This window comes from Parapedobacter soli (assembly GCF_025460835.1).
Classification (GTDB): Bacteria; Bacteroidota; Bacteroidia; order Sphingobacteriales; family Sphingobacteriaceae; genus Parapedobacter; species Parapedobacter soli.
In genome coordinates, this window is the sequence record NZ_JAMXAY010000020.1 from 15,895 (window position 1) to 31,455 (window position 15,561).

Sequence of the window (15,561 nt, forward strand, 5' to 3'; positions counted from 1 at the left end):
ATTAACCATTGACCATTAACAATTGACCATTAACAATTAATAAAGATGTTAGATGCATTGAAGAAAGCCTTCGGCGGAAATGACGAACCTCAATCGCCGTCTGGCAAAAAAAACGATATTACCCGAGAAAAATCGGCCGAACTTTATGAGCGGGCGCAGCAATACTTCCCCGGAGGTGTCAATTCGCCGGTACGGGCGTTCAAATCGGTATATGGCGTCCCCCTATTTGTCGACCGGGGCGACGGTTGTTACCTGTGGGATGCCGATGGCAACCAGTTCATCGACTACTGTTGTTCCTGGGGGCCGCTGATATTGGGCCATAACCACCCCAAAATCCGTGAGGGTGTTACCCAGGCTCTCGGAAAGGGTCTCAGCTTCGGTGCACCTACCGCGCTGGAAAACCAGCTTGCAGAGTTGATTCTCCAGCATAACCGGTACATCGAAAAAATCCGGTTTGTCAGCTCCGGTACGGAGGCCGTAATGTCTGCCATCAGGTTAGCCCGGGGTTACACAGGTCGCGACAAAATAATCAAATTCGAAGGGTGTTACCACGGCCACTCCGATTCGTTGCTGGTAAAGGCTGGTTCCGGACTGGTGACTTTCGGTGAGACCTCCTCTTCCGGTGTCCCTAAAGCATTTGCCGACGAAACCATCGTTATCCCCCTGAATGACCGGACTGCTGTGGAAACTGCGTTCGCACAATTCGAGGGGCAGATTGCAGCGGTAATCATCGAGGGCGTACCAGCAAACAATGGTTTGCTTATCCAGGACCGGGAATACATCCATTTTCTCCGGGATATCACCCGCCAGCACCAAGCGCTACTTATTTTTGATGAGGTCATCACCGGGTTCCGCCTTGGGTTTGAGGGTGCAGCTGCTTATTACGAGGTGCACCCGGATATCATCACCTATGGCAAGATTATCGGCGGCGGCATGCCCGTAGGTGCCTACGGTGCGTCGAAGGCACTAATGGGTCACATCTCGCCGGATGGGGCGGTTTACCAAGCTGGCACCCTGTCAGGCAACCCGGTAGCCATGGCGGCAGGGATTGCCCAATTGACGGTGCTTAAAGGTAATAATTTTTATAAGAACCTCCATACGAAGACGACCGAGTTTGTAGCGGCTATCCAACGGTATGCCGCGGCGAAGAACTACCGATTCAAGGTATTCCACATCGGTTCTATCTTTTGGTTTGCATTTACCGACAAAGAACGCATTGCCGCTGCAAGCGACATTGACCACGGTAGCATGGATTACTACAAAGCGTTCCACCGCGAGTTGCTTAATCGCGGTATATACCTCGGTCCCTCGGGATACGAAGTAGGCTTCGTATCAGCAGTGCATACGAAGGTGGAGCTGGAAAAAACCAAGCGGGCGATTTTCGAAAGCTTGGATGAAGTATTCCGGGTTATGGCAGCCCCGAAATCATAAACCGAAATACTGTTTGGCGTTATAATAGCAGATATCCTGTATCACCTTGCCTGTCCACTCGATATCATCGGGTAGCAGGCCCCTGTTGATATCCTCGGCAAACAGGTTGCAAAGCAACCGCCGGAAGTATTCATGCCGCGAATACGACAGGAAACTGCGTGAATCGGTTAACATACCAACGAAACAGCTCACCAGTCCGATATTCGATAGGGTATTGAGCTGTTGGGTCATACCATCCAACTGATCCAGGAACCACCAGCCCGACCCGAACTGCATTTTACCCTTTACCCCGGCCGCTTGGAAATTACCCATCATTGCTGCGAAAACAGCATTGTCGGCCGGGTTGAGGTTATAAACTACCGTTTTGGCCAAGCGTCCGTCTTCTTCCAGGGTATTGAAAAAATGCTGCATGGCTTGTGCTTGCTGGAAATCACCGATGGAGTCATACCCGGTGTCGGCGCCGAGTTCACGTAATTTGCGGCTATTGGTATTGCGGAGCGGACCGAGGTGAAACTGCTGCACCCATCCTTTATCGTGGTACACTTTGCACAATTCGGATAATACCACGAAGGTGAAAGCTTCTTCATGCTCGGCAGCTAAACGGTCATCGCCTGCCAGTACCTGTTTGAACACGTCGTCTAGCGAAACGGCTGTTTCCAGTTGTCTAGGAAGGGAGTTCAAGCCATGGTCGGCGATGCGGCATCCTTGGCTATGGAAATAATACAGTCTGTTCCATAGCGCATCCAACAACGTATCCAGATCTACAATGGCTATGCCGCTGCTGGCCTGCAACTGTTCGATATAACGACGGTAATCGTCGCCTTTACTGAGCTGGAACACCTTGTCTGGCCGGAATGTCGGCAAAACCTTTGTTGCAAACCCCGATTCGCTGATGGCCCGGTGATGGTGCAGATCGTCTACCGGGTCGTCGGTTGTCCCCACCATCTTCACTCCGAAATGCTGCAGCAGTTCGCGGGGGGAGAACCCCGGTGTTTGTAATTGTGCCGACGCTGCATCGAAAATACGGTCGGCATTGTCAGGCCCCAGCAACTCGGTGATGCCAAAAGGATTTTTGAGTTCCATGTGGGTCCAGTGGTACAGCGGGTTACGTAGTGTGTAAGGAACCGCTGCTGCCCATTTCTGGAACTTTTCCCGATCGGTGGCGTCGCCGGTTATGTACCGCTCGTCCGTACCCAGCACCCGCAAGGCCCGCCATTTGTAATGGTCGCCGGCAAGCCAGATCCGGGTGATATTTTCGAACCGATTATCGGATGCGATAGTATCCGGGGGGAGGTGCGAGTGGTAGTCGATGATGGGCAGCTCTTTTGCATAGTCGTGATAGAGCCGTACTGCTTGCTTTGATTGAAGCAAAAAATTATCTTGAAGAAAATAAGCCATAGTTATGAGGTTATTCAATTGTTTCCAACGATGCCGAGTTCCAGACCGCGGAGTTCGGCCAATCCACGTAGGCGGCCAATAGCCGAATAGCCGGGGGCGGTCGTTTTGGCCAGATCATCCAGCATCTGGTGCCCGTGGTCCGGCCGGAAGGGGATAGCTTCAGCACGTTGCTGGTTTTCTGCCACCAATGCCCGCACCACTGCGTACATATCGACATCGCCATCCAGATGGTCGGCCTCGTAAAAATTGCCCTGCCGATCTTTTTTAACATTACGTAGATGGGCAAAATACACACGTGATTTTACGGCATCGAAAATATCCGGGAGATCGTTGCCTGCACCGGCACCCAACGACCCCGTACAGAAACATATCCCGTTGAAGGGTCGGTCTAACGAATTGATGATATATAAGAAATCATCCTTATTGCTGGCGATGCGTGGCAGGCCGAGGATGGGGTAGGGCGGATCATCTGGGTGTATCGTCATCCGTATGCCCTCTTCTTCACACACATCTGCGATAGACGATAGGAACCAGATCAGGTTTTTGCGCAGTCCATCAAAGCCGATGTCGGCATACTCACGGATACTTTCCCGCAATTCGTCCAACTCAATGCTCCGTTCGCCCGGAACACCCATCAGCACATTGTTTTTGAGCCTTTCAATCGCCTGCGGCGTATATGTTTCAAACCTTTTTTGGGCTTCGGCACAGATTTCTTCTGGATAATCACGTTCGGCACCTTCCCGCTTCAACACAAACAAGTCGAATACCGCCAAGTCATTCCAGTCGAAATACAGGGCTTTGGCCCCATTTGCCATCTCCAGGTCCAGTTGGGTACGGGTCCAATCCAATACGGGCATGAAATTATAACAAACGGTCTTGATGCCCGCTGCTGCCACATTCCGCAGGGTTTGCCTATAATTGTCTAAATAATGCTGTGCATCTGTACGCCGGGTTTTGATTGCTTCATGTACCGGGACACTTTCCACCACGGCCCATTTCAACCCGGCAGCTTCAATAAGAGCTTTACGGCTGCGTATAGCCTCTAACGGCCAAACCTCGCCGTGGGGGATGTCGTGCAGCGCCGTCACGATTGCTGTGGCGCCAGCCTGTTTAATATCCTGCAACGAAACGGTATCGGCGGGGCCATACCACCGCCATGCCTGTTCAAGTTTTTCTGCCATTTCCATATATTGATCACACCCCACTCCAAGCGTTGAACCCGCCGTCTACCAGTATGGTTTCGCCCGAAATAAAGCCGGAGGCATCGCTCAGCAAGAAAATCAGCGTGCCGGTGAGTTCCTTCGGGTCTCCCAATCGTCCGAATGCGGTGTTATTGACGAACCGTTGGGCGCGATCGGTGTATGATCCATTGGGGTTGGTGAGCAACGTGCGGTTTTGTTCTGTGAGGAATACGCCGGGAGCGATTGCATTCACCCGCACTTTATCACTGTACCGCTGGGCCAATTCCACGGCCATCCACTTGGTATAACCCTCAATTGCACACTTGGCCATATTGTAGCCCATTACACGGGTAATGGCTTGCTGGGCTGCCAGCGACGAGATGTTTACGATGGAGCCTTTCCCTTTCTCAGCGATTACTCTACCGAAAATGTGGGTAGGAATTACCGTACCAAAAAGATTAAGCTCCACAGCTTTCTGCGTATCGGTTATTTTAGCATCGAAGAGGTTCTGGTCGGGTCCGATCGTTGCGCCGGGGATGTTTCCCCCGGCGGCGTTCACGAGGCCATCTATTGTACCCCAGGTATCTAATATTTGATTTTTAGCTTGGTTTACGGCTTGCTCGTCCAGCACGTCGGTAAGTACCGCGATAGCTTCGCCGCCATTCTTTTTAATGGCTGCCACGCGCGCGTCCGCTTTTTCCCGGTTTCGGCCCAGCACCGCCACTTTAGCACCCGCCGCAGCAGTAGCCAAAGCAAACGATTCCCCCAAAACCCCTGTGGCGCCTGTAATCACTATCACTTTACCGCTTAAAGAAAACTGTTCTATTCCATCCATAGTTTTTAGAAATAAGGTCTATCGTCCATTTAATCCCCAATATTAGTCAAAAATGGATGGAATGATGACACCTTTTCACAGAAATATTCACGAAAACGTTGTAGGCAAACCGGTATACCGATGCGCCCAACTACGGCATTTACAAAAATTTAACAAAATTATTTTAAGTTGTCGTTTTAAAGCGATACTTTTGCATCCCCAACATTGGAAGGGCTTACGTATTGAAAAATAATTAATTACAAAAATTATAGATATGACTAAGGCAGAAATTATAGCAGAAATCGCAAACAAAACTGGACTGGAGAAAGTAGACGTTCAAGAAACGGTTGAGGCTTTTTTCAAGGTCGTAAAAAACGCAATGATTGGGGGTGAAAACGTATATGTTCGGGGTTTCGGTAGCTTTGTCGTAAAGAAAAGGGCGGAAAAAACTGCGCGGAATATTTCAAAAAACACCGCCATCATCATCCCTGCGCACTATGTGCCGACTTTCAAGCCTGCTAAAACTTTTGTTGAGAAGGTAAAAGCTGGCAACAAGTAATTTTGCAAGCAAGCAATTCACATACATACCCATGCAGCAACAGGCCAAACAGGTAATCGCCATTACATCCGTCGTAATTTTGATGGGCGTGTTGTTGGCGCAGCCTATCAAAGGTTTGGTCAATGAAAACAAAGAGGCCGCGAGTAGTGCCGCTGGCCCGCAGGTAACGCTTGAATCGGTGTCGCAAAGAGCCAAGGAGGGACTGAACCCCAGTATCATCCAGGAAATAACCGCTATAGAGGCGGAGCTGCAGCAAGCAGCTGATGCGGATAAGCGTAGCCTCTTGCGCCAACTTGCCACCAAGTGGGACGATGTGAATAAACCTGCCCCGATAGGTTTCATCTATGAAGAGCTGGCTGGACTCGATGGACAGTTCGACGATTGGCTGAAAGCTGGCGACGCTTACCGGGAGGCCTATGCCAATCTGCAAGATACCTTGGTGGCTGGGGCGCTCAACGAGTACGCGATCCATGCATACGAAAGGGCCCTGGAACTCGATTCTGCGAACTTGGACGCCAAGGCGGGGCTGGGCAGTGCTTACGTAACGGGCACAGCAAACCCCATGGCAGGCATCACATTGCTCCGTGAAGTAGTCAACGTAGATCCCACGCATATCGGTGCCAATAAAAGTTTAGGTTTATTTTCGATGCAGTCGCGCCAGTTCGACCTTGCCATCGACCGGTTCAACACTGTTGTATCTCAACAACCCGATGCTGAATCTTATTTTTACCTGGCAACAAGTTACGAAAACATTGGGCTGAATCGTGAGGCTATCGCCGCTTTTGAAAAAAGCAGAGATTTAGCAGCCGATCCGACCCTGACCCAGTTTATCAACCGTAAAATTGATGAACTGAGTAAATAATCATTAATATTTATTCATTTAAAAAAATTAAGCTATGCCAAGCGGAAAGAAGAGAAAAAGACACAAAATGGCTACCCACAAACGTAAGAAACGTTTAAGAAAAAATAGGCACAAGAAAAAATAAGCTGCCTAGCATAGTCCCACTTCCGGGATGGGGTATATAAATGAGCGTGGTGGCATCACCGCAGGTGCATCCACAATAGAACTCTGCCCCGAAACCGTTTTCGGAAGATCGAAATGGGATATGGATTAAACGTATTTTATTGTTTTATTCAAAGCAGGTTATTATCCTTTCACACATGACCACGACGAAGCTATTATTGTACCGTTTACGATGATTGCCTGCTTTGCAAAAGGAGTAGCTGTTGGTAAAGGAGTTAATTATCGATTCGGCTCCCGAAAGGGGGGTCACTATCGCTTTACTTCAAGACAAACAGCTTGTAGAGCTTAATAAAGAACAAGCAAACAACAACTATGCTGTAGGAGACATTTACCTTGGTAGGATAAAGAAAATCATGCCGGGCCTTAATGCTGCCTTTGTAGACGTTGGTTATTCGAAAGATGCGTTCTTACATTACCTGGACTTGGGCCCCCAAGTGCAGTCGCTCATCAAGCTCACCAAGTTAGTAAAGAAAGGCAGTTACAAAGAGAAACTGCTCGATAGTTTAAAATTAGAAAAGGACATCAATAAAGCCGGCAAGATATCCGAGGTGTTGACCCGGAATATGCTATTGCCTGTTCAGATAGCCAAGGAACCTATTTCTACCAAGGGACCACGGTTAAGCTCTGATCTGTCCATTGCGGGAAGGTATGTTGTACTGGTCCCGTTTTCAAGTGCGGTGTCGATTTCCAAGCGAATCAAAGGCAACGCTGAGCGCAACCGATTAAAGAAGATCGTAGAGAGCATCAAGCCTACGAACTTCGGTGTGATTATACGTACTGTCTCAGAAGGGAAAGGCGTTGCCGAACTGCAAAAAGATTTATTGGATCTTATTTCAAAATGGGAAGTGCTTACCAGCCGTCTGCGGACGGCGGAACCGTCGCAGAAAGTCCTTGGCGAAATGGACCGGACATCGACCATTTTGCGCGACATCCTCACCGATGAGTTTTCGCATATCTATGTCAACGAGCAGGCTATTTACGAAGAAACCCGCTCTTATGTGCAAGAGATTTCGCCCGATCTGGAGAAAATCGTCAAACTATACAAACACCGCGAGCCGATTTTTGAACACTTCGGGGTTGAACGCCAGATTAAGGCTGCCTTTGGTAAAACCGTCAACTTACACGGTGGCGCTTACTTGGTTATTGAACATACCGAGGCGTTGCACGTTATCGACGTGAATAGCGGCAACCGGACGGCCAATAAGGAAAACCAGGAGGAAAACGCATTGCAGGTCAACATGGAGGCAGCCAAGGAAATCGCCCGGCAGCTTCGCCTTCGCGACATGGGTGGCATTGTGGTTATCGATTTCATCGATATGCATAAGCCTAACCACCGTAAGGAACTGCATACCTACCTGAAGCAGTGCATGGCAGCAGACCGTGCACGGCACACCATACTGCCACCTAGTAAATTTGGCCTGGTACAGATTACGCGGCAGCGTGTGCGGCCCGAAATGACCATTGTTACCAATGAGAAGTGCCCGGCATGCGATGGCACAGGCGAGATACGATCTAGTATCGTACTGATGGACGACATCGAAAACAACCTGAGTTTCATCTTGCAGGAACAAAACGAAAAAGATATCACACTGTGTGTGCATCCGTACATTTATACGTACCTCAAATCGGGCTTTATCTCGCGGCGGCTGAAGTGGTATTTTAAGTTCGGTCGTTGGATCAAGTTGAAATCGGTTGCTTCGTATTACCTTACCGAGTTCCATTTCTTCAATGGAAAGGAAGTCGAGATCAAACTTTAATTACTATGGGGCGGCATCATTGGCCGCCCCTTTTCTTTTAACTTCGCCACCACCTCGGTGGCCATCTCGGCTACCGATCCATTAGCCAACCAATGGATTTTAAGCCCGTCTCTCTCCATTTTGCGGAAATAAGTCATCTGCCTTTTGGCAAATCGGTGTATCTCCGTATTCAGGCGCGCAAAGAACCTTGGATAATCCAGCTCGCCCAATAGATAACGCGTTGTATACTTATACTCCAGTCCGTAATACATCAGCCGCTCGGGAGGCACCCCCTTTTGTAGCAACTGTTTCACCTCTTCAACCAGCCCTTCGTCAAGCCGTCTTTCAAGCCGCTCGGTAATGTGTTTGCGTCTAATTTCCACAGGCGGATTAATGCCAAAAATCACTGCGGGGACCGCCACATGCTGATTTGCTGGTAGTGCTTGGTATTGGCACCATTTGCAGATCTCAATTGCCCGGACAAGCCGTTTCTTCGTGCTTGTATCGGCTTTGAACCCGGGTGGTCTGTTAAGCTTCTGGAGCATCCCGATAAGGTCTTCCCTCGGAAGGGCTTCAAGCCTGCTCCGCTCCGACGCATCGACCGGAATATGGCTGAAATCAAGCCGTTGCAGCACCGATTGGATATATAATCCGGTACCGCCGCACAGGATAGGCCGTTTGCCATGTCTTTCAATATCTGCCAGGGCTTCCTGGACGTCGCTGCGGTACTGGCTTACATGGTAGGTGTCGCCGGCCTCGCGGATATCAATCAGAAAGTAAGGGACAGCCCCATAGGCGTCTAGGTCTTTCCCCGTGCCGATGTCCATGCCACGGTACACCTGCCGGGAGTCGGCACTGATTATCGCCCCATCAATTTGCTTGGCTACCTCAACCGCCACCCGGGTTTTCCCGGAGGCGGTGGGGCCAAGTATCACGATGAGATCCGAGGAGGGGGTCACACCACGAATTTAGTCCATTTCTCGGATGTGCCGTTGCTGGCTACTACATTTTCGATGAATGCCATGCCTCTTACCCCTTCATCGACCTGGGGGAAGTCCAGCATCTCAGCAGTCGGCGTTTCGCCATTGATTTTCGCCGACACCGTAAGCACAAAATTGCGGTAGATATTCGCGAATGCCTCCAATAGCCCCTCGGGGTGCCCGGACGGTACGCGCGTATTATGTACGGCGAAGCTGCTCAATGCATACGGCGCGGCATACGCATTGCCTGTACGAATATACTGGCGTGGCTGGTCGAGCATCTTTACAACGAGGTTATTGGGGTCTTCTTGTGCCCAGTCTATCCCGCCTTTCTCGCCGTACACACGGATACGCAGTGCGTTTTCCTCGCCTGCCGAGATTTGTGAGGCTATCAGCACACCCCGGGCTCCATTGTCGAAGCGCAGCAGCACGTTGCCATCATCATCGAGCATCCGTCCTTCTACCAGTGTAGACAAGTCGGCGCAAAGCTCCGTGATTTTCAGGCCAGTCACATATTCGGCTAGGTGGGCAGCGTGGGTGCCAATATCGCCCATAGATCCGCTCTTTCCCGATTTTTTCGGGTCGGTGCGCCAAGCTGCCTGGGCATTGCCCTCTCGCTCTGACAGCCGACTCAACCAGCCCTGCGGATATTCCACTACCACTTTCCGGATTTTTCCGAGTATGCCATCCTTAATCATTGCCTTGGCCTGCTTCACCATCGGATAACCACTATATGTATGGGTAAGACACAGCAATTTGCCGGTACGTTCAACAATCTCCTTCAGCTCTTTGGCCTCTTCGAGCGTAAATGTCATCGGTTTCTCGATGACCACATGGAACCCGTTTTCCAAAGCGAGCTTGGCTGGTTCAAAGTGGACGAAATTGGGAGTTACGATGGTTACAAAGTCCATGCGCTCACCCTCCGGAAGTTGGCTCTCCTTTTCGATCATCTCTTGAAAGGTAAGATAAACCCGGTCGTCCGGGATGAATAGCGCCTTCCCCGAGTCGCGCGCGATATCCGGATTGATGCTAAATGCGCCACATACCAGCTCCACTAAGCCGTCCATATTAGCTGCTATGCGGTGTACCGCACCGATGAAGGCGTCTTTACCTCCTCCAACCATGCCCATACGAAGTTTTCTGTTCATCTGTTTTCTATATTAAGGGTTAATAGTTTCATAAAATAAAATCTGCCGAATATACTAAAAATCTAATATTGCCCCCGGTGTATACAGTGCTTTGACCAGTTTGATGCTCCCGCTGTTCGAAACCGGTACGTACCCTTCTTCCACGCGCTCACGGGCAGACTTATCCTTGATTTCCGGTGGCAATGTACTTTCATAATACCGCCGCATCGTATGCCCATCTACCCAGAATACCTGTGGCGCTATCTCCCCCGCAATCGTAAATCCTACTTTGTGATAACTAGATCCATCCGACCAGTCTTTATCGGCATACGTCATGATATCGCCGGGGTTAAAGTCCCGCTGGAAGCTCTCGAGTAGCTTGCTGAAGCCACCCACCACATGCACGCCCTGCTTATGGCAAAAACGGAGCAATTCGAAAGACCGGTAATCGGCTGGTTTGTCTGCCATGTGCCTGCCCCCACTGAATATAGCTACCGCTACCAGATCGCCTTGGTGGTAAAGCCCATAACGGTATTTACCCGGCAACGCCACTTGCAGGTGGTGTTCTTCTAAAAAAGATATGGACACGTGTTTTTCTATCCTTGCCACCACGGTATCGCGTGCATGGATACGCTGTGTTTGCCCAAACAGGGCTGCAATGCGGTTGATTAGCAGATTTGGCCGTGTAAGCCACGTATCTTCATCTATATGGATACACCGGCCATGGCCACCGACCGGTACACGCTGTTTGGCACCGTATAGGTAATACGCAACACGGATGCCATCCCTTTCGGGATATAGCAAGCATACCTTTTCCGATAGGGCCATCAAGTTGAACTCGCACTTAAGCTTATCCTGCAGTGCTGAGAGAAACCTATAAAAAGAAGCATTTACTTGAAACATAAGACATAGGTAAATGGATTACGAAAATCAGAAAAAACACAAGATATAACTATTTCTTGCGCAAATTACCGATATTCGTCTACTATGAAAAGAAATATTATGGTGTTGTGCATTTTGATTGGTATGCACGCAAATATGACTATATATGCTCAACCAGCCATCCGCATGCGCACAAACCATACCGTCTTACTCAACAACCAACTTAATACCATCCCGTTGCGGGGCCTGGCCGAACGCCATACGGCACTGATAACCCACCTTGGTGATCCTATATCTATAGTTTTCGGCAACCAGCTCAGCCGATATGCACCCATCGACCATTTTGATATTGCCGCCTCGGCCGACCAATACCAAACCCTTGACGAGCAGGTAAAGTTCTACAACACGATTATTTTCGCTTTGCCAACCGATGATCTGGACGACCGCCGCCTGTTGCGGTTTATCACCACTCAGGCTGTGGGTAAACAGGTGATAGTGGTGTTGTTTGGCGATGGAACACGGCTGAACACCTTGGATTTCGTTCATTTCCCAATCTTATGGAATCCCGAAAAAACCGAAGCATCGGCGGCGGATGCCGCGATGTCTGTTTTTGGCGGGGTGGCCTGTACGGCTAAGCTGCCACGGTCGTTTTCCCCACGGTATGCAACCGGCGCGGGCTATACCACTGCACAAACCAGGTTGGAATATACCGATGCCGCCACACTGGGTATCGACCGGGCACGCCTCGAGGCCGATATCGACGACATCATGCGTGAAGCCATCCGTGAGCGTGCCGTACCCGGGGCGGTGGTGATGGCCGTCAAAAGAGGCAAAGTCATTTTTGAGAAATCTTACGGTTACCACACCTATGAGCAGGACGAGCCGACAAAAATATCGGACATCTTTGATATGGCTTCCATAACGAAAATCACGGCTACTACCCCCACCGTCATGCGCCTCACCGAACGTAACATCATCAACCTCGATAGCACCATGGGCTACTACCTGTCACAGGCACAGGCTACCAATAAAAGCGGCACGGTCTTACGGGATGTGATGCTCCACGAAGCCGGCTTTATTCCCTACATACCGTTCTATCGAGAGCTCAAGCCCGACGACCTCAGCACCGATTCATCGGCAGCTTATTCGGTAAAAGTGGCCGACGGGTGCTATATCCGCACCGGGTATTACGAAGAGGTGATGTGGCCCATCATGCTACATTCTAAGCTTAATGCTACTGGTGAATACGTATATAGCGACATCAGCATGTATGTGATGAAAGAAGTGGCCGAACATCAAACAGGCATCCCAATCCAAGATTATATACAGCAGGAATTTTACCGCCCCCTGGGTATGCAGACAGCAGGTTATCTCCCCCGTCTGCGCTTCCCGAAGGATCGCATTGTTCCCACCGAGTACGATAAAACCTTCCGGAAAACCCTCCTGCAGGGGTATGTGCATGATCAGGGCGCAGCCATGGCCGGGGGCATCGCCGGCCATGCTGGGCTCTTTGCCACGGCAAATGATTTGGCCATTTACGGACAGCTACTCCTCAACCGGGGTAAGTATGGAGGCGATCGGTACTTCAAAGCAGGAACGGTAGATACCTTTACTTCCAAACAGTCGGCAACCAGCAGGCGGGGGCTGGGGTTTGACCGGGCCGATCCGGATACGAGTGCCGCCTACCCGTCTAAACTCGCCTCGCCCGCCACGTTTGGCCATACCGGCTATACCGGTACTTGTATATGGATAGACCCCGAAGAGCAGTTGATTTATATCTTCCTTTCCAACCGGGTACACCCGGTAGTAAGCACCAAATTGTACGAGTTAAATGTACGCAGCCGGATACAAGACACGATTTACGAAGCAATCCGCGCCAAATGAGCTCGCTATGAATAAAAGTCTGTTGTTAGTTGCCGCTATGCTCTGTACAAACGAACTGCTTGCACAGGATGCCCGACGCATCCACGAGGCTGCCTTGGTTATCGATACGCACAATGATGTCCTTTATCAGTCGGTTATGCGGGGAAAGGATATCGGCAAGCGGATAAACTCGGGCCATACCGATCTTCCACGGATTAAGGAAGGCGGTATAGACGCGCAGGTCTTCGCCGTGTGGTGCAGCGGGAAGTTCGGCAAAGGTACAGCATTCGCTTATGCCAACAAGCAAATCGACGGGTTGATGAGTGTCATCCATAACCACCCTGATGTAATCGCCCTCGCGACGACTGCGGAGGACATACGGACCCTTGCCGCACAAGGTAAAACCGCGGCGGTGATCGGTATAGAAGGGGGCCACATGATCGAGGACCGTATAGACTACCTGGATAGCCTATTTGCGCGGGGGGCACGCTACCTAACGCTTACCTGGAACAACAGCACCGAATGGGCAACGTCGGCAACCGATGAGAGCCGGAACCCGGGCAAACTTAAACATGAGGGCCTTACCGATTTCGGGCGGCAGATCATCCATAGGATGAATGAATTAGGTATGATGGTGGATCTGTCGCACGTGGGCAGGCAGACTTTTTCCGATGCGATGAAAACCACCACCAAACCGGTACTTGTATCGCATAGCAATGCATATGCGCTGATGGCCCACCCGCGCAACCTCCGCGACGACCAAATCAAGGCAGTAGCCGAGAATGGCGGGGTAATCTGCCTCAATTTTTATTCGGGTTTCCTCGACCCGATGCATTATACGAAAATCAACCGCTTGTACGAGAAATACGTCACAGCGGACGACAGCATAAAGCGCTCAAGTGATACCAAATTCGACCTGCTGCCCGCTGTGGCTAAAGAGCAGCTACGACCGCCGTTGTCGTTGCTGCTTGATCATATCGATTACATGGTAAAAACAGCAGGCATAGACCACGTGGGTATCGGCAGTGATTTCGATGGGATTTCATCCACCCCGTTAGGACTTGATGATTGCAGTGATTTTCCCCGCCTCACCGAGGGTCTCGTGCAGCGGGGATATTCCGAAGCGGATATACGCAAGATACTAGGTGAAAATGTATTGCGTGTGATGGCCGCCCAAACAAATTAACGATGGCAAAGACCAAGACCACTTTTTTTTGTCAAAATTGCGGATATGAATCGGCCAAATGGCTTGGTAAATGCCCATCGTGTGGCGAATGGAACACATTTGTGGAAGAGGTGGTGGCACGCTCCGGTTCGCGTACCCCCGAATGGCGGACATCGCCGGCTATGAAAAGGCCGTCGCGTAAAGCAGCTGTGATACATGAAATCGAACACGTAGAGGAGAGTCGGCTGGTTACCCCTGACCAAGAGCTGAATCGCGTATTGGGCGGTGGTATCGTCCGCGGTTCGCTGGTACTCATCGGTGGTGAACCGGGCATTGGCAAATCCACGCTGATGTTGCAGCTTGCCCTTACCATGAAGGCTAAAACCTTGTACGTATCGGGCGAGGAAAGCGAGCAGCAGCTGAAAATGCGGGCTGAGCGCATTTCCCAGGCCTCCCGGGCCAACTGCTATATCCTTACCGAGACAGCCACGGCAAATATCTTCAGCCAGATCGAGTCGGTTGCCCCTGATATGGTCATTATCGATTCCATCCAAACGCTGCAGTCTGCCCATGTGGATTCGGCGCCTGGCAGCGTGTCGCAGGTACGTGAGTGTACTGCAGAGCTCCTACGTTTTGCCAAAGAAACGGACGTACCGGTATTCATTGTTGGCCACATCACCAAAGACGGCAGCATCGCTGGGCCCAAAGTATTGGAACACATGGTTGATACGGTCTTGCAGTTTGAAGGCGACCGCCACCACGCCTACCGCATCTTGCGGGCGGTTAAAAACCGGTTCGGGTCGGCTTCCGAATTGGGTATCTATGCGATGCAGGGTTCCGGCTTACGTGAAGTGAGCAACCCGTCGGAAATCCTGCTTTCGCAACGGGAAGATGGTGCCAGCGGCACTGCGATAGCCGTACTGTTGGAAGGAGTGCGGCCCATGCTGATTGAAGTGCAGGCGTTGGTGAGCAACTCAGCATACGGCACACCACAACGTTCATCTACCGGATTCGATACCAAGCGGATGAACATGCTGCTCGCCGTTCTCGAGAAGCGCTTTGGTTTCCGCCTCAGTGCCCAGGATGTATTCCTCAATATCGCGGGTGGTTTGCGGGTAGAAGACCCGGCGATTGATTTGGCGGTCATCATGGCAATCATCTCTTCCCAGCAGGATATTGCTATTGCTACCACAGTCGCTTTTGCCGGCGAGGTAGGGCTTTCCGGTGAGATACGGGCGGTAAATCGTATCGAACAGCGAATAGCAGAGGCGGAGAAGCTCGGTTTCGAGGCTATCTATCTTTCCAAATATAATACCAAAGGGCTCGAACCCCGAAATTACCGTATAGCCATTAAACCCGTGGCCCGGGTGGAGGAGGTGTTCCAGGCCATCTTCGGGTAGC

General features: G+C 50.7%; 13 protein-coding genes. 7 read left to right on the forward strand and 6 right to left on the reverse strand.

From position 1 onward, the window contains the following. Nucleotides 1–45: 45 nt before the first annotated feature. Nucleotides 46–1,431 (forward strand): glutamate-1-semialdehyde 2,1-aminomutase, encoded by a 1,386-nt coding sequence (hemL, locus tag NGM62_RS10405; protein WP_262247751.1) that lies wholly within the window; start codon nt 46–48, stop codon nt 1,429–1,431. Here the strand turns inward: hemL and uxaC are convergent. The 3 genes from uxaC to NGM62_RS10420 are packed head-to-tail and all read right to left on the reverse strand — an operon-like array spanning nt 1,426 to nt 4,845. After that, nucleotides 1,426–2,829: a glucuronate isomerase gene (gene uxaC / locus NGM62_RS10410; RefSeq protein WP_262247753.1), complete on the reverse strand. Its 1,404-nt coding sequence runs from the start codon at nt 2,827–2,829 to the stop codon at nt 1,426–1,428. The two genes, hemL and uxaC, sit on opposite strands and share 6 nt — an antisense overlap. Before the next feature lie 14 nt (nt 2,830–2,843). Continuing rightward, the gene (gene uxuA, locus NGM62_RS10415) at nt 2,844–4,016 is read right to left on the reverse strand and encodes a mannonate dehydratase (RefSeq protein ID WP_262247755.1); all 1,173 of its coding nucleotides are present in this window, start codon (nt 4,014–4,016) and stop codon (nt 2,844–2,846) included. A 7-nt stretch (nt 4,017–4,023) separates the two neighbouring features. Then, entirely contained in the window at nt 4,024–4,845 is an 822-nt protein-coding gene (locus NGM62_RS10420; protein WP_262247757.1) for an SDR family oxidoreductase, read from the reverse strand. A gap of 253 nt (nt 4,846–5,098) precedes the next feature. Between NGM62_RS10420 and NGM62_RS10425 the strand changes: the two genes are divergently transcribed. The 3 genes from NGM62_RS10425 to NGM62_RS10440 all read left to right on the forward strand — a co-directional run bounded on the left by NGM62_RS10425 (nt 5,099) and on the right by NGM62_RS10440 (nt 8,164). Then, entirely contained in the window at nt 5,099–5,383 is a 285-nt protein-coding gene (locus NGM62_RS10425; protein WP_262247759.1) for an HU family DNA-binding protein, read from the forward strand. A gap of 31 nt (nt 5,384–5,414) precedes the next feature. After that, nucleotides 5,415–6,245: a hypothetical protein gene (locus NGM62_RS10430; protein WP_262247760.1), complete on the forward strand. Its 831-nt coding sequence runs from the start codon at nt 5,415–5,417 to the stop codon at nt 6,243–6,245. A 365-nt stretch (nt 6,246–6,610) separates the two neighbouring features. Next, complete coding sequence (locus NGM62_RS10440; protein WP_262247763.1) at nt 6,611–8,164, forward strand: Rne/Rng family ribonuclease; 1,554 nt, start codon at nt 6,611–6,613, stop codon at nt 8,162–8,164. On the opposite strand, the gene miaA is transcribed toward NGM62_RS10440, so the two are convergent. From miaA to NGM62_RS10455, 3 genes are read right to left on the reverse strand one after another with little or no spacing between them, the layout of a single operon-like run. Beyond that, nucleotides 8,161–9,102, reverse strand: coding sequence for a tRNA (adenosine(37)-N6)-dimethylallyltransferase MiaA (gene miaA / locus NGM62_RS10445; RefSeq protein WP_262247765.1), 942 nt, complete (start codon nt 9,100–9,102; stop codon nt 8,161–8,163). The genes NGM62_RS10440 and miaA overlap by 4 nt on opposite strands. Further along, a complete protein-coding gene (locus NGM62_RS10450) occupies nt 9,099–10,271 on the reverse strand; it encodes a Gfo/Idh/MocA family protein (protein WP_262247767.1) in 1,173 nt (390 codons plus the stop codon). Before NGM62_RS10450 ends, miaA begins: the two co-directional genes overlap by 4 nt. Nucleotides 10,272–10,325: 54 nt before the next feature. Next, nucleotides 10,326–11,153, reverse strand: a complete 828-nt coding sequence (locus NGM62_RS10455) for a hypothetical protein (protein ID WP_262247768.1) — start codon at nt 11,151–11,153, stop codon at nt 10,326–10,328. A gap of 135 nt (nt 11,154–11,288) precedes the next feature. On the opposite strand from NGM62_RS10455, the gene NGM62_RS10460 reads away from it, so the two are divergent. The 3 genes from NGM62_RS10460 to radA are packed head-to-tail and all read left to right on the forward strand — an operon-like array spanning nt 11,289 to nt 15,560. Then, entirely contained in the window at nt 11,289–13,016 is a 1,728-nt protein-coding gene (locus NGM62_RS10460; protein WP_262247770.1) for a serine hydrolase domain-containing protein, read from the forward strand. Between the two features lie 7 nt (nt 13,017–13,023). Continuing rightward, nucleotides 13,024–14,181 (forward strand): dipeptidase, encoded by a 1,158-nt coding sequence (locus NGM62_RS10465; RefSeq protein WP_262247772.1) that lies wholly within the window; start codon nt 13,024–13,026, stop codon nt 14,179–14,181. Between the two features lie 2 nt (nt 14,182–14,183). Further along, complete coding sequence (radA, locus tag NGM62_RS10470) at nt 14,184–15,560, forward strand: DNA repair protein RadA (protein ID WP_262247774.1); 1,377 nt, start codon at nt 14,184–14,186, stop codon at nt 15,558–15,560. Nucleotide 15,561 lies beyond the last annotated feature (1 nt).